Genomic DNA, 23,477 nt, shown 5'->3' with positions numbered 1-23,477 from the left:
AGGCGAGAGCGTAAGAAAATGAAAACCACAACAAATATTCTCAAGTCAGCGCGTTATTTATTCCGAGATAAAGGCTATGAGAAAACATCAATAGAGGACATTACAGAAATGTCAGATATCGCAAAGAGTACTTTTTTTAAGCATTTTCCGAATAAAGAAAGTTTGTTGATTGGAATTGCAGAAGAAGAAGTAGCTGATCTATTAGATTTAATGGACGACCCACTTTATAAATCCTCGCAAACAATTGAAAAGATTAGAACCATTATGCTTAGACTTCTAGAAGATTCTTTACCCTATTTACAGCTTACAGGGCGTGTAGTTTTCTCATCAATTATTAATAAAAGTGATAAGGAAACTCCTTACTTGCAAATTAGAAGAATATTAGAAAACTTAATTAGAGAAAGTCAGGAAAAAGGTGAGATCAAAGCAACTTTTTCACAAAGTGAGATCGTTACGTTAATTATGGGTAGTTATTATGGGCTCTTATTCAGGTGGCTTGAAGAAGATTCTAAAGTAGGTGCAACTTCGGAATTAGATCACATTTTAGATATGATTTTTAAAGGAATTACCGAAGAATAAAGGGGTGTCTTTCTATGGAAAAGAAAGGATACGCAATCTCAACATGGCACGATACAGCGGAAATTTACAACAAACTTGATCATTTAATGCAACAGCCGATAAGGCCGATTAAACGTGAAGCGATGAAAGAATATCTAGATTACTATGAAACTAAATGTAGTAAATCTAAAGAAATGATTACAGAGGCAAAAAAATATATTCCTGGTGGTGTGCAGCATAATTTAGCGTTTAATTATCCATACCCTATTGTCGTAAACAAAGCAGAAGGAGCTTATTTGTGGGATATTGATGGGAATAAATATATTGATTTTCTACAATCAGGTGGGCCCATTATTTTGGGGAGTAATTATAAACCAGTTAGAGAAAAAGTAATTGAATTATTAAATGATTGTGGACCTGTTACTGGACTATTCCACGAATATGAATTTAAGATTGCAAAGTTAATTAATAAACACATGCCTGCAGTAGAAATGTTTCGTATGCTAGGAAGTGGTACAGAAGCCGTGATGGCTTCAATCAGAATTGCTAGACTTGCAACTGGGAAGAAAAAGGTTGTCAAAATTGGCGGTGCGTATCATGGCTGGAGTGACCAAATGGTTTATGGATTAAAGATCCCAGGTACAGGTAGATTTGAAGCACACGGTATACCTCGAGCAAGTACTAGGCATACGCAAGAAGTAAAGCCAAATAACTTAGGTGCATTAAGAAGGCAGCTACAGCTTAATAAGCTAAAGGGTGGTACAGCTTGTGTAATAGTTGAACCAGTTGGTCCAGAGAGCGGTACGAGACCGATATACGAAGATTACAATCATGAAGTTCGCAAACTTTGTGATGAGTTTGGAGCTCTTCTCATATTCGATGAGGTTGTAACTGGTTTTCGCATAGGTTTAGGAGGAGCTCAAGGCTATTTTGATGTAAAACCAGATTTGACGGTGTTTGGAAAAGTAATTGCTGGTGGGTATCCAGCTGCGGGCGGTGTTGGAGGTCGAAAGGATTTAATTGAACGACTTGCTGCAGGTTTGGAAAGTGGTAAAAAAAGAGCATATGTTGGCGGAACATTAGCTGCAAATCCGTTAAGTGCGCTTGCTGGCTACTATACAATACTAGAAATTGAAAAAACAAACGCATGTGAAGTTGCAGGAAGGGCAGGGGATCGTTTAACGAAGGGGCTTAATGAACTTATTAATAAATATAATCTACCTTTTGTCGCCTTTAACCAAGGATCTATATGTCATCTAGAAACTGCGGCAGCGATGTTTGTCAAATTAGGAATCAATATTTTAAGTGCACTCGGCGAAATTAAAAAACGGAAGCACATGATGGAGGAGATGGGTGCTGCTTATATGGCGGAAGGAATCGTTTCGCTGGCAGGAAGTAGACTATATACTAGCTTGGCAGATACTGATGAAGTGATTGATGATGCACTTAATCGTTTTGAGCGAGTTTTTCAAAAAATTGAAGGTGCGCATGTTTAACTGTTAATTGGATGAAATAAGATGAAGATGAGGGGTGTCTTATAATTAACGTTAAGAGACACCTTTTTTGTATGTACACCCTTAATAATCTGTGCTTATGTAATAACTAGCGTTATCGTAATGTTTATTGAAGATATTACTGTAGTTTTAGTAGGTTATCGCCAAACACGCATGGCTTTGTGAAGTATGTGAGTGAAAAACTAATAGCTAAAGGCAATACTCAAACGTATGATTGGACTAAAAATAACAGGGCATTGACTATTGATCAGCTTAGGCATATTGGTCAAAAAGAGAAAGATGCAGTATGTGAAGCTGATTTTTTAGTAGTTTTATTCCCAGCAGGTAAAGGTAGTCATGTTGAATTAGGTATCTCACTTGGCAGAGGGAAAAAGGTTTATCTTTATTCAGAAAGTGAAGATATAAATGACTTTGAAACTACAACTACCTTTTATCACTTAAATGGCATAGAGAAATGCATAGGTACTATAGATGATTTAATAAGGCTGGTTTCGGCGTAGGTTGTTGTTTTTCGTATTTACATATAAGGGTAAGTGATCTCACCTTTTCCTAGAGCTGTTGTCGAATGACCATGTCTCTACATATTAAAAGCCTTCATTTCCTCTTGTTATTGTTCTTTCCAATAATTAGTCATTAAATCTATCGACCACCTCGGCTGTTTAATTGTTCCTTTAGGTAAAAACTCTTCCATAACAGGTTTGATGTCTATGACTGGTGTGTTATGAATTGCATCTAGACCTGTTACAAACAGTGTCTTGCCTTCTCGTTTTACTAACTTTACAGTAGTTAAGCCGAGTTTGTTCGGGCGGTTTTTACCACGCTGAGCAAAGATGCCGACCTTTGGATAGTTCTGATTATTGCGGGGATGTCTTGCTGAGAAGTGGGTGTCACTATCAGCCACCTTGTCGAATAAAAAAATGACGTCAATGTGAGAAAATTCTTCAATTCCTAATAAGCTCTCTTCTGAAAAATCTTCTGTTAGTTCTATTAATGATAATACATCTCCCCAATTGTCATCTGCTATTTCTTTTCTATTATTTTTAACGTAAGCGATCGGCTTTAATGAATACATATATTCTCCTTTCTTACTTCATAGTTTTAATGGATTACTCTTAGATAGTTATTGATATATATGTAATTGCAACGCGCAGTTTTAGTTCATGCTTTTCGCTTAGTTATTAGTACGACAGTAAGAGTTTAATCAAACGTTTGTTTAAATGATGGTTTGGGCAATGGTGCTAAGATGTTATGTCATATAAATGCATAATTGTGTTATATTAGTAATTATATAAAAATTTTAATAATTATGAAATATGATTGTGACCTAACAATAATACATTACAGGAGCTAAGTTCAATGTGAGAGGAAGTTTATTTCTAATATAAAAATTGAATAGAAGTTTGTTAGAGGTGTTAGGATGTTCAAAAATAGAAACTTTCTACTGTTATGGTCAGGTCAACTCGTTTCGATATTTGGAAATCGTTTTAGTGAGCTTGTCATACCATTAATTATTTTACAAGTGACAGACTCACCGTTGAAGGCTGGAGTTGTTGCGGTAAGTACTCACATTGCACCGCTATTATTTTCTATACCGGCAGGTGTATGGATTGAGCAAAGATCAAAGAAAGCAGTTGCGTTAGTAAGTGAGCTTATTCGAGCATTGACGATGTTTATGTTAGTTGCCACCATCTTTTTCGGAACGTTTAATTTATGGTACGTATCTGGTATTCTGATTTTGACTGGTTTAGCAGGAGTTTTCTTTCGAATTTCATTTAATGCGATGCTACCACGTGTAGTACAACGTCAAAATTTAGTTGACGCACATAATTATTTGGAAGGTGCAGATGCGGTAAGTACTTTAGTAGGTCCTGCTCTGGCTGGTATTGCTTTAACTGTCATTGGTGGAGCATGGACGCTAAGCATTGATGCTTTTTCATTTTTACTATCTTTCATTGCAATATTTTTTCTCGTTGTAAAAGAGCAAGTTGAAAAGGCTGCTCGTAACGTGAGTGGAAAACAGAAGGTCAATGAGGGGCTACAAGGTGTTAGGTTTTTGTTTGGAAATCGTCTTCACAGGTTTATAACACTTAACCATACTGTGCTAAACTTTTCATCCTATGCGGTCGTTTTATTGGTCATTGTATATGCTTCACAGGTTTTACACTTAAATGATGTACAAACGGGTCTGTTGCTCTCAGCAGCTGGTTTAGGGAATATATTTGGTGTTATTCTCATGCGCAAAGTGAAATTAGTTAATTGGAATATGCTATATGGAAGCCTTATACTTACATCTGGAATAGGAGTTTTATTAATTGTATTATCAACCAGTTTTGTTCCTGCATTTATTGGGATGTTCATCTTCGATGGTGCATTGTCAATGGCATTCGTTATTAATGGTGCAGGTAGACAAACAGTAACTCCAACAGCTTATTTGGCAAGGGTAAGTAGCGCTGGATTATTTATTTCAAGTTTAGTAGCAATTGTAGCTAATCTGTTTGCTGGTGGAGTCGCGGAATTTGTTAACGCAAATTTAGGACTTGTAATCTGTTCAATGATCTTAGTTATGAATGGCCTCATAGCGTATAACCAGAGGAGCTTAAACAAACCCGTTTCTGCCTTTGAAGCGAGTAATGAATTGATATAATACATATTTTATTAATAAGGAACGGAGTGAAATGAATGTAGGTGACTACCCCAAACTAATAAAATTTGAAATACAAAGGGGTAGTAAAAATGAAAAGTAAATCATTTAAGTATTTATGGGTAGGTCAATCATTTGCAGATATTGGCGATGTCCTTTATATTGTTGCGCTAATATCTTTACTATACAGTTCCACTGGATCGCCATTCTATTTAGCCTTCTTACCTTTTGCAATTACTTTTGCCAGGTTTATAAGTGGAATTTTTGCACCAATATTAATAAATCGTTTAAAGTTAAAATCATTACTAGTAAGCTCTCAAGTAATTAAAACAGTGTTGTTATTATTATTGTCGCTATATGTGTATATACAAATTGAAGCGATGTCTCCATTTATTGTTATCACATTTGCTTTTACCATTTCTTTCTTTGATGGATGGGCTAATCCGGCTCGGGATGCTATGTTACCGAGGCTTGTAAGTTCTAAAGAACTGGTTAGAGCAAATAGCTTTCTTGCAAGTGTAGATCAGATTATACAGTTAGGTGGCTGGGCTTTCGGAGGCATTTTGGTAGCAGCAATAAGTGGCTCATATGTGATATGGCTGACTTTGTTGTTATATTTCGTATCGACATTGATGATGTTTGGTATTATTGACGAAACTCAGCACGAAATAAGTAAGGATAAAGAGAAAGCCTTTTGGTATGTGCTAAAAGAAGGATGGGCAATCATTTGGAGGAATCCTTCTCTTAGAAATATTCATGTTATGTTGTTTATAGAATCAATTGCTCATGTAGTATGGATTGCTGCTATTCTTTACGTGTTCGTCTATGAAGTCTTACAAGAATCTGAAAAATGGTGGGGCTATATTAATGTAAGTTTCTTTGTCGGTCTTTTCATTGGTGGTGTAGTTGGAATGAAATTCTCTACTATGATCGAAAAACATATGACAAAGACAATTATTATGACATCATTTGTAGTAAGTGTCATGCCATTTCTTTTTGGGGTTAATTCGAATGCTTGGATGGCTCTTATTATATCAGCTATGTTTGGATTATTTGAACAAATAAAGGGAATCAGCTTACAAACAGGCATACAACAAAGTACCTCAGCAGATATGTTACCAAAGGTATACGCAGCTCAAAGTGCGTTAACTGCGATAACATTTGGTTTATCAACACTATTTTTTGGTTATATTTCAGAGCATTACAATATAAGGGTTGTTTTTATTTTAGCAGGTATATTATTGGTTATGTCAGCAATATATGCGCTGAAAAATAAAAATTCCTTAGAGGTTAAGAAGGTAGCTTAATTATATAAATCTGTCATGAAAGTTTAAAGCTGTTGCTATGGGTATGTACACCATAGCAACAGCTTTTTCTTTGTGTTAAAGAAATATCTTTATTTTAGGCTCTTTTCGTAAACTTTGTAACTATTGTTACCAATGTAGAACCGTAAAATAGTAGGACAATGATTGGTTAAAAGAATTACGAATTAAATAGATATTATTGTTCTTTCTTGGAATGTGAGAAGCGTTGTTTCTTTGTGGGTGCATAAAGGTGGCTAGTTTCTCTATTAAAGAAAAAGTTGAAAACCAACTGAATCAAACACCTGTTCAAATTATTGAGAAATGGATGATGCTACGGTGCTAAAGTTGTTTGAAAGCAGAGGGGTGAATACAGACGAACAGATAGAAGGAGTTGGGTTAGGGATGAGTATTGCAAAAGAAATTGTAAACTCTCATCACGGTGAGATTAAGGTTGAATCAACAGTTGAGGTAGGAACTAAAATTACGTTAATTTTCCCTGTATACCCTAATGAGTAAAAGTATTAACTGCAAGTAAGATTTATAACATTCGCTGAATGAGCTTTATGATCAGTAAATTAAAACCTCCATAGTCATTATATCTTCTAGCCTCAGGATTAAGGTCCAGAGGCTACTGTTATATCTCCGTCTTCCACGAAAACTTACCTTTTGAGGGAAAACGTTTAGTTGAAAGCATATAAAAACATCGTGTTAAATATCTATATTTACGATATGGGTAGTCGAAATAATCCAAGTAGCATCTTTTTTTACATTTTTAAACATTCTGAAAAAAGATATAATCAACCGTAACAATTATAGGTAGCCTTTTAATGCTGACAAGTAAGTTAATAATCTAGAAAACTTAATGTAAAGTAAATTAAGATGAAATTGGGAATTTAAATGTGAAAAATTGAAAACTTTTTATTGACATTATACCATACAGGGGTATAGTATATAGTTAAAGAGGTGATTGAAATGGATAATGATTGTCAAGCGATGATGGGGAAGGATATTTATCTTCACTGTTAATAAAAGGCTGTTTTCACATTAATTGTTGTTGTTTGTTCTAAGTATAAGGAGGTATACATCAAGCATTCGTGGCTCTTTTCTACCTTCACTAATGTTGATCAATCTCTAAGAATAGCAACAAAGTTTACGAAAAGAGCCTAATAATATGAATAAAAATGAGGTCGCATTTGGAGGTAAATAACATGGAAGCTACTTTAAAAAAGCCAATAGTAAGTAAGAATGAAAGAAAAATAGCAATGACTCTGTTTTTAATTGGGATATTCATGGGAGCACTTGACCACGGTATCGTTGGTCCTGCTCTAAGCTCAATTGTCTTCACTTATAATATTGATACCTCGTGGGGAGTCTGGAGCTTTACGATATATACATTACTATTTGCTGTAAGTATACCCCTCATGGGTAAATTCTCTGATCGATTCGGGAGAAAGTTAATCTTTATTGTTGGTATTGGACTATTTGGCATTGGATCATTGTTTGCTGCATTAGCACCTAACTTTGTTCTGTTTTTAATAGGGCGAAGTATTCAAGCTATTGGAACAGGTGGAATATTTCCAATAACTGCAGCATTTATAGCGGTAAGTTATCCAGAAGAAACTCGTGCAAAGGCTATGGGTATGATAGGGCTCATTTTTGGATTTGGAAGCATTCTCGGCCCAATGGTAGGAGGATATATCATTCAAAACTTTGATTGGCAGTGGATATTTTTAATCAATGTTCCAATTGCAATTCTAGTGGTAGTACTCATGAGTTTTGTGAAGATACAACAACAAATAATAAAAAATCCAATTGATTATAAAGGTATTATGCTTCTGACAGCTATCATTCTGTCAATCATGCTTGGGATTACAACAGTAAATATATATGTCCTAATTATAGGTGTCATATTAATACCAATTATGATATTCGTAGAAAAAGCTGCACCAGATCCAATTATTAAAATACATTTCTTTAAACAAAAGAATACTCTTATTATTTTATTCTACTCAGCGGTATCAGGGGTAATTATGGCCTCTACAATTAATTTATTACCTATATTTATAGAAACTGAGATGATGATATCCAAAGCAAGTGCAGCTTTAGGTGTTGCGCCATTAGCTATTACATCAATGATTGCCTCAGTAGTTGGAGGTCAAATGGTTACAAAAATTGGCGCAAAGAAAGTATTGTTTATTGGCTTTCTTCTGACAACCATTGGAACACTACTGTTAATAAACCCTATAAATTATAGCTATGTTTTAGTAGTTTCTGCGATTATTGGCTTTGGAATTGGAATTATTATCGGTGCTCCTTTAAATATTTTGATTATACAAGAGACACCTATATCTGAGGCTGGTACATCAGTAGGGTTTCTTAGTTTATTCAGATCTCTTGGATCAACTGTCGGTCCAACAATAGCAGGAATAATGATTGCTTCTTCTGCAGATGGTTTTGCTTATATTAGTATCTTTTTAGCTAGTGTTTCCATCATTTCATTAATCATATTCGCAATTTTTAAAAAATAATAGAAAGGTAGATATTTATGACTGATAAATTAATACTTGAACTTTATACAAGGCCTACATGCTCAGATTGCCAACAAGCGAAGGAATTTCTAGCGTTACATCAGATCCCGTATGTTGATAAAGATGTTAGTAAAGATTTGAAACTAGAAGATGATTTGAAGACTATTTCTGGTACAAGAATTGTTCCTTCCTTCGTCTTTTATAATAAAAATATATGGGGTAAGAAAAAAATTCACAAAAATATTATTGGTTTTGAACCAAATAAACAGGAGATTATGGAGCTGTTAAATGTACCAGTTGTACAATAAAAATTTTTATAGTGTTAGTGTAGTTTCGTAGTTTGTAATATATAAATCATTAAATGGAGATGATCAATATGAGTGGATTAACAGAATTAATAGCAAATCCTGCTCAAGAACAAATACAATTAGGAATAACAGGGATGACATGTGCATCATGTTCTACACGAATTGAAAAAATGTTAAACAAAATGGACGGTGTAGAGGCGAATGTTAATTTAGCAATGGAATCTGCAACAATTAAGTATAATGCTGATACAGTGAAGCCGGAAGATGTAGTGTCAAAAATTAATAAACTTGGCTACGGTGTACAGACTGAGAAGGTAGATCTTGATATATACGGCATGACATGTGCTGCATGCTCCACGCGAATTGAAAAAGTGGTAAATAAAATGGACGGTATTGAAGCTGCAACGGTTAATTTGACAACTGAATCTGCTGCGTTATCGTTACAACCAGGTGTAGTTAGTGTTGATGACGTAATTGGCAAAATACAAAAGCTCGGCTATGATGCTAAAGTGAAGGAAACAAGAGAAGAAAAGGCATCTCATAAAGAGGAAGAAATTAAGGAAAAGAAAACGAAACTATTCATTTCTATATTATTATCATTACCACTTCTTTACTCGATGGTCGGTCATGCACCGTGGGATCTTGGGATACCGATGCCATCATTTATTATGAACCCTTGGTTTCAATTTATACTTGCTACACCCGTTCAATTTTACGTCGGTTGGCAATTTTACGTAGGTGCTTATAAATCACTTAGAAATAAAAGTGCGAATATGGATGTTCTTGTGGCACTTGGAACGTCAGCAGCTTATTTTTATAGCGTAGTGGAAGCATTAAGAACGCTAGGTAATCCACAGTATATGCCGCATTTATACTTTGAAACGAGTGCAGTTCTCATTACACTCATCTTAGTCGGTAAACTATTTGAGTCATTGGCAAAAGGAAGAACGACAGAAGCCATTTCAAAATTGTTGAATTTACAAGCGAAAGAAGCGACTGTCATAAGAAATGGCATCGAAACGAAGGTTCCGATTGAGCAAGTTGTCGTAAACGATATCATTATCGTAAAGCCTGGTGAAAAGATCCCTGTTGATGGGGAAGTCGTTGCTGGACGATCTTCAATTGATGAATCAATGATTACTGGTGAATCAATTCCAGTCGATAAAACTGAAGGAGATCGTGTGATTGGTGCAACGATTAATAAGAATGGTACGATTCAAATGAAGGCGACAAAAGTAGGAAAAGATACGGCGCTTGCAAGTATCATTCGTGTCGTGGAAGAAGCACAAGGATCAAAAGCTCCAATTCAAAGAATGGCAGATATTATTTCTGGCTACTTTGTACCAATCGTCGTTGGAATAGCGCTCGTCACCTTTTTAGTATGGATCATGGTTGTTGCTCCAGGGGATGTGCCGCAAGCAATTGAAGTAGCGATTGCCGTTCTAGTTATCGCTTGCCCGTGTGCATTAGGGTTAGCTACCCCAACTTCAATTATGGTTGGAACAGGTAAAGGAGCCGAAAATGGGATCTTATTTAAAGGTGGAGAGCATTTAGAAATTGCTCATAAAATCGAAGCAATTGTGTTAGATAAAACAGGAACAATAACAAAAGGTAAGCCTGTTGTTACAGATTTTGAAGCAGACAATACAGATGTTTTAGCGTACTTATATACAGCAGAAAAATCATCTGAACATCCTTTAGCAGAAGCCATCGTTGAATATGGTAAAGAAAAACAAGCTAAAGAACTAGCAATCGACCATTTTGAAGCAATACCTGGTTATGGCATCGAAGCCCGTATTGAAGGGAAAGATGTTCTAGCTGGAACACGCAAGCTTATGAACAAACATCAAGTAGACTTCCATTCTTATAATGAAAAGCTAGAGACCTTTGAAAAAGAAGGAAAAACAGCGATGATGATCGCGATAGAAGGACAGCTGGCTGGTGTGATTGCAGTGGCGGATACAGTAAAAGAAACAGCAAAAGAAGCTATCGACAAACTACAATCACAAGGTATTGAAGTATATATGATGACAGGAGACAACAAAAGAACGGCACAAGCTATCGCTTCACAGGTAGGGATACAACATGTATTTGCAGAGGTACTTCCTGAAGAAAAAGCAAACCACGTGAAGGAACTACAGCAACAAGGGAAGAAAGTTGCCATGGTTGGTGATGGAATTAATGATGCACCAGCTCTAGCAACAGCAGATGTCGGTATTGCCATCGGTACTGGGACAGATGTTGCCATTGAAGCAGCCGATATAACCCTAATGGGTGGAGAACTAACGTTAATTCCGAAAGCAATCGACCTTAGTAGAAAAACGATGAGAAACATTCGTCAAAATCTATTTTGGGCACTAGCTTACAATTCAGCAGGTATTCCAATTGCAGCCATCGGCTTATTAGCACCTTGGGTAGCAGGAGCAGCTATGGCATTTAGCTCAGTATCAGTTGTGACAAACTCACTTCGCTTGAAAAGAGTCAAAATCTAACGGTACTTATGTGGAGATTTTGTTTAGTATTTATTGATGAGATCTTTAGCGTTATCCAATAAGATTCTATGTTGTTACTAAACTATGTTCACATGATATCTAGTGTCGTGCATCTTTCCTACCTTAAAGGACGAGGCTTGGATAAAACCATAATAATAACAACAAAGTTTAAGAAAGAAGCTTTAATTAAAGAAATTCTGGCTATGGAGCTACCGCTACCTACCAATAATCAATGATATTGTAACCTCGTCATCAGCTAATGACGAGGTTTATTGTGTTAGTCAAAATATATAGGAAAAATAAATATGTTGATTTACAACTATAAAAAAGCTCGAGTGGCTAAGGAATATTTAGAATATATTGTCGAAATAGGGTGATACATGTCATTCTGTAAGTTTGATAAAAGATAAAATTCTTGTAGTATACAAGAAACTAGAATTGCTAGCGATCATAGTCAATAGCATGGTCTAGAAAAATATGTGAAAAGGGAGTGGAAGTGAAATGGTCAATAAAAGAAAAAAAACCTTCATTATTATGTTAATTGTTCTACTGTTCTCTCCTTTTGTAACCTTCAATACTGCCAATGCAGCAGAATCTGATCAATACCTTAAGATGGACCCTAGTATCTTTGTTAGAATGGGTAACTTACAAACAGCAAAAGCGTATGTCCAAGTTCTAGAATATGAAGATTATATAGGTTTAAACTACCGCTTTTTTTATCCATATAATGGTAGTGTAGGAGGGCTAGGTATTATTCCAAGTGGTGCTCATGCTGGTGACTGGGAAGGGGTAAAGATACTGGTTAATAAAGACACAAGCGAAATTGAAAGTATACTTCCTTCAGCTCATGATAATGAACATGATTGGACTGACTCATCTAAGTTTGAATTTCAAAATGGTCCTACTCACCCTGTTATATATTCTGCTGAGCAAAGTCATGCAAACTATTGGACTGAAGGGAAGCATAGTAGATTAAGTGAGTTTGGAAATGATTATACAAATAGAGGACATAAATGGGATATCGCTGACGATAACTTTATTATTTTCAATCAACAAAATACGCCATGGATGGATTTTAAAGGAAGATGGGGTGAAAGTGGAACGTCTGATGCCGTGGATCTGTGCAATCTTTCGTGCCCAGATAGTCCAAAAGGGCCAGGAGTGTCAAAAGGGTGGTTTAGGGATGTGATAGGTGCAAGTCATAATAATGATATTACGGACTTAGGAGCGAATCCAGAAAAATTACAAAAAGCAGAAGAATATGCTGAAAAATACGCTCCTACAGTTTATTTGCATAGTAATGAACTATACTTTCCTTCAACAGTAGAATGGCTTCTTCCTCAAGTGCAATTAAAAGAAAACGGAGAAGTACTATTGGACAAAGGACAAGTTACACCATGGACTCTAGTAGGCAAAGAACCACCTGCAGCAATGATTACGGATTTATCTCATACTACTAGTATGATGAAGCTGAATTTTGCAGTAAGCATAAGCGGTGGCGATACTGTGACCTTAAGACGTGAGAAATTATATGAAGATGGGATATGGCGTTATACTGATTATGACGTGACTGGTAAATCAACTTGGGAAAGAGAATCTGTATGGGATACGCAATACAGAATGAAACTAACGATTACAAATTCAGTGGGTAATGAGAAATATGCTTCCCCTTGGAGCTATTATCTAATGCCAAAACCAGTTGAAATTAAGGGGATCTATAGTAGCGGTAATCTAATGATTGTTGATTTACTCGCAAATGTTGACGATGTAGGTGGCCCAGAGTATGTTTATTTACGACGTGAGAAATTATATCCAAATGGACAATGGGGTTACACGGATTATAAACTTTTAAACCCGACTGATTGGAATGATGTTTGGACAAAAGAAGCGGATTTTGACACAGAATATCGAGTTAAAATGCTTGTTAAATGGGGGATAGCTCAAGACCAAATTACTTATGAATCAGACTATGTTTACTTTACAATGCCTTCAGAATAAGGTCATACTAAGTAAAGAGCGTAAAACCGTAGATAATGCTCATCTACGGTTTTTCCATGTATAAAAAAGGTTAACTTCAATTTTATTTTAATTCAATTAATATTTAAGGTTGCTTAATTGTTTTTGTTAGTTTATAATAAAGGTGAAATTAAAAGGATCTTTTCGTAAGCTTTATCGCTATTGATAGTAAATTAGCATTATAAACAATGAGGCTATACGAGAGACCATGCACTCTTTATGGATGAAAAGAGTCTTAGTACGAAAACAACAATAAAAGTCAATTTCAAACTTCAAAGGTGATTATATGGATGACATTACTGCTATTTATTATAAAAAATTGAAACACTCCTCAGATGCTTTAAATACTATATTTCTGGAAGAATATCATGGATTTGCTAATAAAGAATTTCTAAATTTAACTACAAAGCAAAGTATCTTATTGGAACTGTTAAACGCAAATTCACTAACAAACAATGAGATTTCAAACCATTTTTCCATCACACCTAGTGCCGCAACTCAACTCGTAAGTAAACTTGAGAAAAAAGGCTTTTTGAAAAGAGAGATCAATGTTAATAACCGAAGAGAAATCATTGTCCATCTAGACGAGAAAGGAAAAGAATACAATCAAATAATGGCTAATTTCGAGTTATATATCATCAAAAAATATTATTCAAAACTAAATGAAAATGATTTAGAAAATTTAGTTGATTTACAACAGAAGCTTTACAATATTGCTACAGAAATTCAACAAAAAGAAAAATATTAACTATATATTTTTATATTATAGTTAAGTATAATTAAATATTTATATAATTTAAATTTTAAGTTACTTAGGCTTTTTGCCCGTCGATTGTTGTTTTTGGTGATTTGGCTCATATATAACTAAGTATTTGCTGTAAATATTGTGATTTGACCCATATAACTAAGTAATTGACCCGTAAATATTATGATTTGACCCATATAACTAAGTAATTGACCCGTAAAAATTGTAATTTGACCCATAAATGTGGTTAGGAAAAAACACGTGCAAACTAGAGTTCCTGGCATCTTTCTTCTGTAACATGATGACTCACTTATAAAGCCACTTCTTATAGTACATAAGTGGTCATAATAGCAACAAGTCTTACAAAAATAGCCTTTAGGTTCAATAAATGTTGGTCAAAAATTAATAATTTACAATTTTTTTCATTAAAATTTAAGTATGCTTAAATTTTAATTTAATTAAACAATTAAATTATAGGAGGTTTTTATTTATGAAGTTATTATCAAATAGAGTTTTCCAAATCATTCTTTTCACGGATTTAATTCAGCAATGTGCTATTTGGATTCGAAACATTGCATTATTGTTTTTTGTAATGGAATTAACTGATAATAATGCAATTTATGTTTCATTGCTAACTGTGATTGAATACACCCCGATTTTTCTTTTTTCTTTTGTTGGAGGAGCGTTAGCAGACAGGTGGAATCCTAAAAAGACAATGATCTTAGGGGATTTCGCTAGCGCTTTATCCATATGCATCATCATCTTATTTGTGAATAACGGAAATTGGCAGGTTATTTTTCTAGCTACACTTGTCTCTAGTGTTGTTAGCCAAATATCACAGCCTTCATCTTCCATAATATTCAAAAAACATATTCCAGAAGATATGGTTGCTCCTGCAATAGGAATTATTCAAAGCTTGCAAGCACTATTTTTAATCATTGGTCCAATTATCGGAACGTTAATCTACAGTTGGTTTGGCATTACCGCTTCCTTAGTAAGTATCACGATTGCATTTTTCATTTCGTCTATCACATTATTGTTCCTACCAACACCGCATAAAGAGCACTCACATAGCTCTTCTAGGTTTATTAAAGAATTGAAAGATGGAGTTCGATACGTAAAGAACTCAAGAAATTTAAGTATTATTGCAATTGCTTTTGTTTTCATTGGATTAGGAGCAGGTATTGTTCAACCGTTGGACATTTTCATTGTTATTGATCGTTTAGGCCTGGATAAAGAGAGTATTCAATGGCTTTATATGCTAGCCGGCATAGGAATGTTTGTTGGAAGTATTATGGCTGCTATATTAGGCAACAAGTTTAAGGTGAAAAGGGTAATTGTCGGAGGGTTATGTTTCTTGTCTTTCTCACTTATCATAGAGGTTTTGTCTGTATGGTTTGTATTAACAGCGACAATGAATTTTATAACAGGCTTAATATTAGCCATGTGGCAAACGATGCTTGGAATGCTCATCATTAAAATGATAGATGAAAAGTATATAGGGAAAACAAATGGAATATTAACTCCATTATTTATTGGAGGAATGCTAGTGGGATCGGCTGTTGCTGGACCTTTGGTCACTTACACATCATTAATCGTTACTTATTTTACAGCTGCAATCATCATAATAGTCGGTGCTATGGTTAGCATTAAGCTTAATTTAACGAACTTATCTGTTAATCAGCCAAATGAATCTAAAGAATTACCTTATGAAACTAAAATTAGTAATGAGTTCAATTAACAAATGCTCATGTTTTAGTAAATAACCGTAGATACAAATGCATCTACGGTTTTCATCTCTTTTGATACAACGGGTGAAGCAGCGAGTCTATTTAATGAGGGATCCTGTTAATGATTTTGAGAACTCCACAATCTATAGACATCTACTAACTCATGTCCATCAAAGGATAATTTATAAATATCTGGCATGGTGAGTTGTTTCCAAAAGGCAAAATCAAATTGTGGGTCAAAGTAATTCATGATTAATACCATAATATTGCCATGTGTACCGACAACTATATTTTTACCTTCATATTTTGATAATATCTCTTTAGTTACCTTTACACCTCGTGCCTGAGCAATTATATTTGATTCCCCACCTTTGAATGAAAGCTGCTCATTTTCCCAAACGGCTGTTATAGCCTGTAGGAAGTTATCAACTGGTCCGTCAGACAATAATCTCTCCATAAAGTCGTCTTTTAGTACTATCTCCATACCTCTAAGCTGGGCAATACCGTCAACTGTTTGTATCGCTCTTTTGTAAGGGCTAGATATGACGATATCGATTTTTTCGTCTTTAAGAATGGATGTTACGTTAGTTGCGTCAAATAGACCTTGTTTAGACAGAGGCCTACTTAATTCATCAGGTGTATAAGTAGCATGAGCATGGCGCACAAAAAATAAGTTTGTTTTCATATAATCACCTTTATTTATGTTTGATATTGTTTTTTCCACAGCTCGTTTCTTTTCTTACTAAGATATAAACACGGATAAAGCAGTTAGTTTAACCTTTTCTTCTTCTAAGACTATTAAAACCATATTCAACATATGCAACATATCAGTTACTCGAATTTAAGTGAAATAAAGCAACAAAGATAACAAAAGGCTGTTTTAATATAGTTTGCTGTTATATCAATATTTTTTTAAAAAAAAGATGCCCCAAAGCTTGAGTTGTTCTCATGTGTATTTGTTAATAGGAAAAACAACCGAAAACAGCCTAACAAAAAGTGCCTATTAAATTAGCATTCCTTTGCTGCTAAAATGCAAATAGCTATTCCTTAGCTGATATGCAGTAACTTAATCGCATACAGCTTCAAAACTTATTAAGGTGCTTCCGCATTCTGTGTATGGTGTCTCAACGATATTGATCTTATTTCTTTCGTGAAATACATATATAAACTTATGCTTAACAGTGTTGATCCTCCGACTAATGGTAGCCAATAAGGTGAGATGATGTTTAGAAGTGTTCCTGACAGAATCATAGCAATCGGTACAATGGCCTTAACAATAGTTAAGCCAGTACTTATAACTCTCCCTCTTAACTGATCAGGAACCATTTGTTGAATAAACGTCATGATAGGGATATCGACAAATGATGAAGAAATCCCAAAGCCTATATTTAATACACAATAAAATATTGTGTAAAAAATAGGGTGATAAGTTTGGTTAAAGAGCAATGGTCCACTAATGAGGATTGTTAAACTGGAGATGATCATAGTCATAAGTATTAAAAACTTATGATAATGTAACTTTGAAATAAATTTTCCAATGAAAATAGATCCAATTAGCATACCAATTGGAAATGCCGCTTCAATGATTCCAAATGCAGTAGAATGAAGCTTTAAAACATTTGTAATAATAAACGGAACTGGAATGGTTGATGATAAAGTAATAAAAAAGTTAACAAGTATTGACAGAACGATAATGCCTCGTAATTTTTTTTGAGAAATAATATAGGAAAAACCTTCTTTTAGCTCTATGAAAAAGTGGTCTTTTTCTTTGTTAGGAGAATTTTTTTCATTGAATCGGAAATTAATAAAGCACTCACTTATACTTGAAATGATAAAGGAGATAGCATTTATTAATATAAAGGTTTTTATATTAACAAAAGCAAATACCATTCCTCCTATAATTGGTCCTAAAGTAAAAGAAATTGAAAAAATTATTCTTGTGATCGCGTTGATCTTCATCAAGTTATTTTCATGAACAATATTTGGTTTAGATGATTCGATGCTCACACTAGCAAATGTACTGAAGACATTTAAAATAAATGTTATTGCATAAATCCAATATAAATGGAGTTCATGAAGACTAATTACATATAAAACAAGAAGCACCACGCCACTTAATACATCACTAAAAACTAGTATGAATTTACGGTTCAGACGGTCTGTGATAACTCCAGCTACAGGTCCTAAAATAATGGTCGGTATAATAGATAATATTAAGTTTGTTGCAAATGAAAGCCCCGAACCTGTTACTGTCAAAACATATAAACTGATAGCAAATGAGTAAACGAAAGATCCAAATAACGAGACAATGCTTCCAAATGAAAGTAAGATCAAATTTTTTACATCAGATTTTGGATCAAACATTTGACTTAATTTATTCCTCAATATTTCCCCCTCCTTTATAGTAATCCTAATTCATCGGGAAAGGGCAATAGCAAGGTAGTATTTACGTTTTTTTTACGATGAAATTTACAAAAGGTCGGGTTAACCCAACCTTTTTCCATAATAAAGATAAGTATACATCTTCTCGCCATCTAGTAATTGCAATTCATACTTTCCAGGGGATTGATCAACTGGAATAGAGACCATATCGTCGACAAGGTCATAGCGTAAAGTTTTTAATTTCTCTTTGATGTTATTAAGTTGAAAGTTTTGTCTATAAGACGGATTGATTTCATTTTTTTTATGATAGTTTTCATACGTCAAATATGCACCGATTAAATTACTTTCTTCTTTTAAATAAAGCTGTACTTCCTCTATTAAAAAGTTTTCATGTTGAAAGCTATGCTCTGAACTGCCTGTATCAATTAAAAAATCGACTGCTTCTTTTTTTAATGGAATATGTAGGAAATCAGAACAAATAAATAAGATATTTTTCTGTTCTTCATAAGTTTCTAAAATACTTTTTAATACGTAATGTCGTTGGTAATCATGATCAACCGCAATATAGAGGCAATCTTTAGGCAAGGAGTTATAGATATGCCTTAATGAGAAACCAATTCCGGTACCAAGATGGAGCAATATTTTATGCGTTAATTGTTCAAAATTAACCCTTTTATAAAACCAGTCAACAGCCTGATATAGATGATCTAAATATTTTTCATCTGTTTCCTTAATGTAATCTGATATAAAATAGTTGAATTCATTCATCATATGACTTGGACTTTTAACGTGGTGAGCATGATGAATGGTTTGTGGGGTGAAGAGAATTCCGTCTTTAATAAAGTGTTGATGCTCACAGTTACATTGAAGAACACCATGTAAGATTTGATTGTTAACGATGTCTCCATTTTTAATGCTTAGAGCAGCGCCGCATTTTTTACATTCTAAAAGTGGGAGCACTGATAAGCTCATACCCATTTTAAGCTGTTTAGGTTTATTCGTTGTATTTAAATGGGTAAGTTCATTTTGCAAATTTTGTCTCGTTTCTTCGTATTCGACTATTTTATGTTCTATCGTATGTAGCTTTTCTACAAAAATCTCTTTGTAAAATTCGTTATTTTCTAGTGCGGATAATTTGCCAAGTCTTTTATATTGAAAGATTGTTTTTATTTCACTTAACGAAAAGCCGAGGTTTTTTAAGTAAATAATATCCTTTACATCTCTGTGACACTGTTCATCAAATTGATACTGTCCGGATGCTTTCTCAGGTGTTATTAAGCCAAGGTCTATGTAGTGTCTAGTTGTATTTATGCTTATTTTATTTTCTTTAGAAAATTGTCCTATTTTCATAGTTAGTCACCTTAACTTTGTTTTATTAGAAATCAAATTAATATTTATTATATTATACACGTACTATTAGAAATTTCCTTTCACAAATATACATGATATGAAAAAAGCTAGACTCATAATTTAATTTAGAATATACTGAATTATAACAACTGAATGATGAAATAAACAGGTGTTGTGCATAAGTAAAAGCTGTGTACAACTTAAAAGGGAAGTTCGGTGTAAAGCCGACGCGGTTCCCGCCACTGTAAGTCTGAGCAACCTGCATATGTGTCACTGTTTCGAAAGAAATGGGAAGGCGCAGGAAGTGTTGAAGATAAGTCAGGAGACCTGCCTGTTTAAGTAACACGATTGTAACCTACGGGAATATAGGGAGGTGTTGTTAAGAATTAGTATGTAAACATATAGTTAATACTGACTTTTTCTGAGCACTCGATCCTTTATGGTTTGAGTGCTCTTTTTATTTTACATAAAGGCTCTTTCGGAATCTTCTAATTTTGTTTAGTAACCACGAGCTATATTCGTGTGTATATCAATATATTTCGAATCAGCCTTTATAAACATGGGGGAGAGCTTCACTGATGAAAAGAAAACATGCTTGGCTATTCGTAACAATTATTATTGGTTTGACTAGTTATTTTTGGCTGAATTCATTTCGGCCAGTATATGCGATGCACATAATGGAGGGCTTCCTGCCGGTTGGGTGGGCTATTTTTTGGTGGGTTTTAACCATTCCATTTTTGGCTGTTGGGATGTACTCCATCCGAAAAAAAGTGAAAGAAAACCCCGAGGTGAAGACGATGCTTGGGCTATCAGGGGCGTTTGCATTTGTGTTGTCAGCATTAAAAATCCCTTCTGTAACTGGAAGTAGTTCACATCCGACTGGTGTTGGGCTAGGTACTGTGCTTTTTGGTCCAACAGTCATGAGTGTACTAGGGACGATTGTATTAATGTTTCAATCATTATTGCTCGCTCATGGCGGTATCACAACACTCGGTGCAAATGCATTTTCGATGGCTGTTGTAGGACCAATGGTTACATATTTCGTATTTAAAGCAGGCTTAAGAGTAAATTTCTCTTTTGCAGTCTCAGTTTTTTTAGCAGCCATGTTAGGAGATCTCAGTACTTATACTGTGACAGCTTTTCAATTAGCTCTGGCATTTCCGACTGAGGTTGGAGGAGTTGTAGCATCATTTATCAAATTTGCTGGGATTTTCTCTTTCACACAAATTCCTTTAGCAGTGAGTGAGGGGCTATTAACAGTAGTAGTTATGAACTTGCTTGCAAAATACAATGTTCGAGAATTACAGCTATTAAATGTTCCAGTAGTTAGAATGAGTTCAAAAAAGGCTTAGAACAACAAGGTAGTTGAGCAAAAAGAGAAGTAACTCAATTAGTTATGCTACAGCCATTGTTTCACTTACATTTGAGTAACTGATATGTATGAAATGATTTTTATAGACTTTAACAAAGAAAAGCTGCTCTGAACTAATTATATTCTTGTTTAGCTTTTATTACGAAAAGCAACTATTAATGCGAAAACAGCTATTTGAAACAAGGAGGTATGTTAATTAATGAAAAATCTGATTTTGATAGTGTTGGTCATCTTGTTGGCTATTGTTCCTTTAGTAATACAGCGGGATGCTGAATTTGGTGGGGCAGATGGACAAGCTGAAGAAGCGATTGGTGAAATAGCACCTAATTATGAGCCTTGGTTCAACGTATTATGGGAGCCACCAAGCGGTGAGATAGAAAGCTTGCTATTTTCCTTACAAGCGGCCATAGGTGCAATTATAATCGGCTATGTTATCGGCTATGGTAGAGCACGAAAAAAATTCTCCACTGAATCTTCTAGTGAGGTGAAGCATGCTTCGGATTGACCAGCTTGCTTATTTGAATCAGCTACGACATGTTCACCCTATTGAGAAAGCAGTTTTCACATTTTTATTTTTGTTTTTCTGTCTTATTACAAAAAGTGAAGTTATTGCTGTTATAACTTTGTTAATCATGAGCATGGCAATAGTTTTTGGTGCGAAAATCTCAGTACGTGATTATATAAAACTACTTTTATTACCATCATTTTTTTTGGTTTCAAGTATTATACCTATTCTTATTTCGGTTGCACCGTATGACTACAAAGTAATTGATTCTTTATGGTCAATGACTTTTGGTACGTGGCAGTTGTATATATCTACAGATAATATATCAATCGTTACAAGCTTATTTTTTACCGTTTTCTCAACTGTAAGTTGCATGTATTTCTTAATATTATCTACGCCGCTTCATGATATTTTATGGCTTCTACAGAAAATGAAACTACCAACACTATTTATTGAACTCGTTGCATTCACATATAGATTTATTTTTGTACTCTTAGATAAAGCTCAAGAAGTCTATATCGCACAAGCTTCTAGACTTGGCTATCAACATTACCGTCTATCAATTTATTCTTTAGGTCAGCTAGTAGTAGGGGTGTTTGTAAAGTCTATGAAGTACGCAAAAGAACTACAAATAGCTGTAGATACACGTGGTGGACAAGATGGTAATTATGAAATTGAAAGCAGCTATAAATATCATCCACTGAACTGGGGGATCGTAGCGATATCAATGCTGACGCTTACATTCGTAGCATCAGCTATGTAAAAGGAGTTCTGTTTAATGAGTACACCAATTATAGAGCTTGAAAACATTACATACCAATATCCTGATGGGACTGATGCTATAAACAATATTTCTCTATCTATTGAACAAGGAAAGAAAATTGCTTTGTTAGGAAATAACGGGGCTGGAAAGTCAACATTGTTTTTACATTTCAATGGGATTTTACAACCGACGAGTGGTTCCATCTGTTTTCAAGGTGAAACGTTACGGTACAAGCGCAAAGAGATAAAGAGATTACGTCAACAGGTAGGGATTGTATATCAGGATTCTGACTCTCAATTATTCTCATCTAGTGTTTATCAAGATATAAAATATGGACCTAAAAATATGGGGCTTTCTGAGAGCGAAGTGGAGCTAGCTGTGGACAAGGCAATGGTGTTAACGGAAACGACTGCATTAAAAGAAAAGCCACCTCATTTTTTAAGCATTGGCCAAAAAAAACGAGTTGCCATTGCGGGAATTGTGGCCATGGAGCCGAAGCTCATGGTATTAGATGAACCGACAGCAGGGCTAGATCCATACTATGCTAAGAAAATTATGAATGTATTACATGATATTCAAACAGAGAACAAAACAATGATTGTGTCTACACATGATGTGAATTTAGCTTATGAATGGGCTGATGAGATCATTGTAATGAATGAAGGGAGGATCATAGCCCAAGACAAACCTGATCAAGTATTTCGAGACGATGCGATTTTACAAAAAAGTCACTTAGAGAAACCGTGGATCATTGATGTCTTCGAACAATTAAGAGTGAAAGATGGATTTAATTCATGCACTATTCCAAAAACAAAAAATGAAATAATGAAGCTTTTAGCAAAAATATAGAACTTTACATCTTTATTGAAGGGAGAGGATGAAATTGACGACATGGAATTTACAAGGGACGAAACACCACGTGTTGATATGTAATGGTTCAAGCTGTATGAGAAAAGGTGGTGAAGAAGCTACAGTAGCTATTCGTGAAGAAATTGAAAGACTAGGTCTCGATTCAACTGTTCATACGACAAGAACGAGGTGCAATGGTAGATGTAAGGATGCGTGTGTAGCAATCGTCTATCCAGAGGGTACGTGGTATGAGAAGGTTACACCAGAACTAGGTCGCCAGATTGTTTCCGAACACCTTGCGCAAGGACAGCCCCTTGCACATGCGATGAGCTATACAACAACAAATACGGGGATGCAGTTACAAGGTGATCGTCCACTTGGGATTTCGAAAGAAAAAGCAGTGGTAAATAAGTAAATGAA

At 34.8% G+C, this 23,477-nt stretch carries 21 protein-coding genes and 1 riboswitch; of the genes, 17 read left to right on the top strand and 4 right to left on the bottom strand.

All coding sequences use genetic code 11. From position 1 onward, the window contains the following. Positions 1-18 precede the first annotated feature (18 nt). The 3 genes from V1503_RS08935 to V1503_RS08925 all read left to right on the top strand — a co-directional run bounded on the left by V1503_RS08935 (position 19) and on the right by V1503_RS08925 (position 2,572). Positions 19-579 (top strand): TetR/AcrR family transcriptional regulator, encoded by a 561-nt coding sequence (locus tag V1503_RS08935; protein ID WP_214484163.1) that lies wholly within the window; start codon positions 19-21, stop codon positions 577-579. 14 nt (positions 580-593) lie between these two features. Then, positions 594-2,054 carry an aspartate aminotransferase family protein gene (locus tag V1503_RS08930; RefSeq protein ID WP_410626394.1) on the top strand — a complete coding sequence of 487 codons (1,461 nt, stop codon included), beginning with the start codon at positions 594-596 and terminating at the stop codon, positions 2,052-2,054. Between the two features lie 188 nt (positions 2,055-2,242). Next, positions 2,243-2,572 carry a group-specific protein gene (locus tag V1503_RS08925; RefSeq protein WP_410626392.1) on the top strand — a complete coding sequence of 110 codons (330 nt, stop codon included), beginning with the start codon at positions 2,243-2,245 and terminating at the stop codon, positions 2,570-2,572. Positions 2,573-2,679: 107 nt separating this feature from the next. Here the strand turns inward: V1503_RS08925 and tsaA are convergent, their stop codons facing one another. Beyond that, positions 2,680-3,144: a tRNA (N6-threonylcarbamoyladenosine(37)-N6)-methyltransferase TrmO gene (gene tsaA / locus V1503_RS08920; protein WP_410626390.1), complete on the bottom strand. Its 465-nt coding sequence runs from the start codon at positions 3,142-3,144 to the stop codon at positions 2,680-2,682. 345 nt (positions 3,145-3,489) lie between these two features. Between tsaA and V1503_RS08915 the strand changes: the two genes are divergently transcribed. From V1503_RS08915 to V1503_RS08875, 9 genes are all read left to right on the top strand, one after another. Continuing rightward, positions 3,490-4,716 carry an MFS transporter gene (locus V1503_RS08915; protein WP_410626388.1) on the top strand — a complete coding sequence of 409 codons (1,227 nt, stop codon included), beginning with the start codon at positions 3,490-3,492 and terminating at the stop codon, positions 4,714-4,716. 89 nt (positions 4,717-4,805) lie between these two features. Beyond that, entirely contained in the window at positions 4,806-6,020 is a 1,215-nt protein-coding gene (locus tag V1503_RS08910) for an MFS transporter (RefSeq protein WP_410626383.1), read from the top strand. Between the two features lie 333 nt (positions 6,021-6,353). Beyond that, complete coding sequence (locus tag V1503_RS08905; protein WP_410626381.1) at positions 6,354-6,533, top strand: ATP-binding protein; 180 nt, start codon at positions 6,354-6,356, stop codon at positions 6,531-6,533. Positions 6,534-7,225: 692 nt separating this feature from the next. After that, positions 7,226-8,545, top strand: coding sequence for an MFS transporter (locus V1503_RS08900; RefSeq protein ID WP_410626379.1), 1,320 nt, complete (start codon positions 7,226-7,228; stop codon positions 8,543-8,545). Positions 8,546-8,562: 17 nt separating this feature from the next. Beyond that, complete coding sequence (locus V1503_RS08895) at positions 8,563-8,853, top strand: glutaredoxin family protein (protein ID WP_410626377.1); 291 nt, start codon at positions 8,563-8,565, stop codon at positions 8,851-8,853. Positions 8,854-8,921: 68 nt separating this feature from the next. Next, a complete protein-coding gene (locus V1503_RS08890) occupies positions 8,922-11,345 on the top strand; it encodes a heavy metal translocating P-type ATPase (protein ID WP_410626372.1) in 2,424 nt (807 codons plus the stop codon). A 501-nt stretch (positions 11,346-11,846) separates the two neighbouring features. Then, a complete protein-coding gene (locus V1503_RS08885) occupies positions 11,847-13,343 on the top strand; it encodes a Vps62-related protein (protein ID WP_410626370.1) in 1,497 nt (498 codons plus the stop codon). Between the two features lie 304 nt (positions 13,344-13,647). Then, positions 13,648-14,109, top strand: a complete 462-nt coding sequence (locus tag V1503_RS08880; protein WP_214484406.1) for a MarR family winged helix-turn-helix transcriptional regulator — start codon at positions 13,648-13,650, stop codon at positions 14,107-14,109. 487 nt (positions 14,110-14,596) lie between these two features. Then, on the top strand, positions 14,597-15,847 hold the full coding sequence (locus V1503_RS08875; protein WP_410626367.1) for an MFS transporter: 1,251 nt from the start codon (positions 14,597-14,599) through the stop codon (positions 15,845-15,847). A 107-nt stretch (positions 15,848-15,954) separates the two neighbouring features. Here V1503_RS08875 and V1503_RS08870 read toward each other — a convergent pair whose 3' ends face one another. The 3 genes from V1503_RS08870 to V1503_RS08860 all read right to left on the bottom strand — a co-directional run bounded on the left by V1503_RS08870 (position 15,955) and on the right by V1503_RS08860 (position 19,568). Then, positions 15,955-16,521 carry a histidine phosphatase family protein gene (locus tag V1503_RS08870; RefSeq protein ID WP_410626365.1) on the bottom strand — a complete coding sequence of 189 codons (567 nt, stop codon included), beginning with the start codon at positions 16,519-16,521 and terminating at the stop codon, positions 15,955-15,957. 407 nt (positions 16,522-16,928) lie between these two features. Continuing rightward, positions 16,929-18,221: an MFS transporter gene (locus V1503_RS08865; protein WP_410626363.1), complete on the bottom strand. Its 1,293-nt coding sequence runs from the start codon at positions 18,219-18,221 to the stop codon at positions 16,929-16,931. Positions 18,222-18,320: 99 nt separating this feature from the next. Further along, positions 18,321-19,568 carry a MerR family transcriptional regulator gene (locus V1503_RS08860; RefSeq protein ID WP_410626361.1) on the bottom strand — a complete coding sequence of 416 codons (1,248 nt, stop codon included), beginning with the start codon at positions 19,566-19,568 and terminating at the stop codon, positions 18,321-18,323. A 150-nt stretch (positions 19,569-19,718) separates the two neighbouring features. Then, positions 19,719-19,917, top strand: a riboswitch (cobalamin riboswitch). 229 nt (positions 19,918-20,146) lie between these two features. On the opposite strand from V1503_RS08860, the gene V1503_RS08855 reads away from it, so the two are divergent. The 5 genes from V1503_RS08855 to V1503_RS08835 all read left to right on the top strand — a co-directional run bounded on the left by V1503_RS08855 (position 20,147) and on the right by V1503_RS08835 (position 23,472). Further along, the gene (locus tag V1503_RS08855; RefSeq protein ID WP_320259333.1) at positions 20,147-20,920 is read left to right on the top strand and encodes an energy-coupling factor ABC transporter permease; all 774 of its coding nucleotides are present in this window, start codon (positions 20,147-20,149) and stop codon (positions 20,918-20,920) included. A gap of 219 nt (positions 20,921-21,139) precedes the next feature. Then, positions 21,140-21,445 carry an energy-coupling factor ABC transporter substrate-binding protein gene (locus tag V1503_RS08850; RefSeq protein ID WP_410626359.1) on the top strand — a complete coding sequence of 102 codons (306 nt, stop codon included), beginning with the start codon at positions 21,140-21,142 and terminating at the stop codon, positions 21,443-21,445. After that, positions 21,432-22,208: a cobalt ECF transporter T component CbiQ gene (gene cbiQ, locus V1503_RS08845; RefSeq protein WP_320259335.1), complete on the top strand. Its 777-nt coding sequence runs from the start codon at positions 21,432-21,434 to the stop codon at positions 22,206-22,208. Before V1503_RS08850 ends, cbiQ begins: the two co-directional genes overlap by 14 nt. A 15-nt stretch (positions 22,209-22,223) precedes the next feature. After that, positions 22,224-23,057: an energy-coupling factor ABC transporter ATP-binding protein gene (locus V1503_RS08840; protein WP_410626357.1), complete on the top strand. Its 834-nt coding sequence runs from the start codon at positions 22,224-22,226 to the stop codon at positions 23,055-23,057. Positions 23,058-23,091: 34 nt separating this feature from the next. After that, entirely contained in the window at positions 23,092-23,472 is a 381-nt protein-coding gene (locus V1503_RS08835; RefSeq protein ID WP_410626355.1) for a (2Fe-2S) ferredoxin domain-containing protein, read from the top strand. The last annotated feature ends 5 nt before the right edge of the window (positions 23,473-23,477 follow it).

This window comes from Nanhaiella sioensis, assembly GCF_046557775.1.
GTDB lineage: Bacteria > Bacillota > Bacilli > Bacillales > SM2101 > Nanhaiella > Nanhaiella sioensis.
This window is presented reverse-complemented; position numbering and strand designations above follow the sequence as displayed.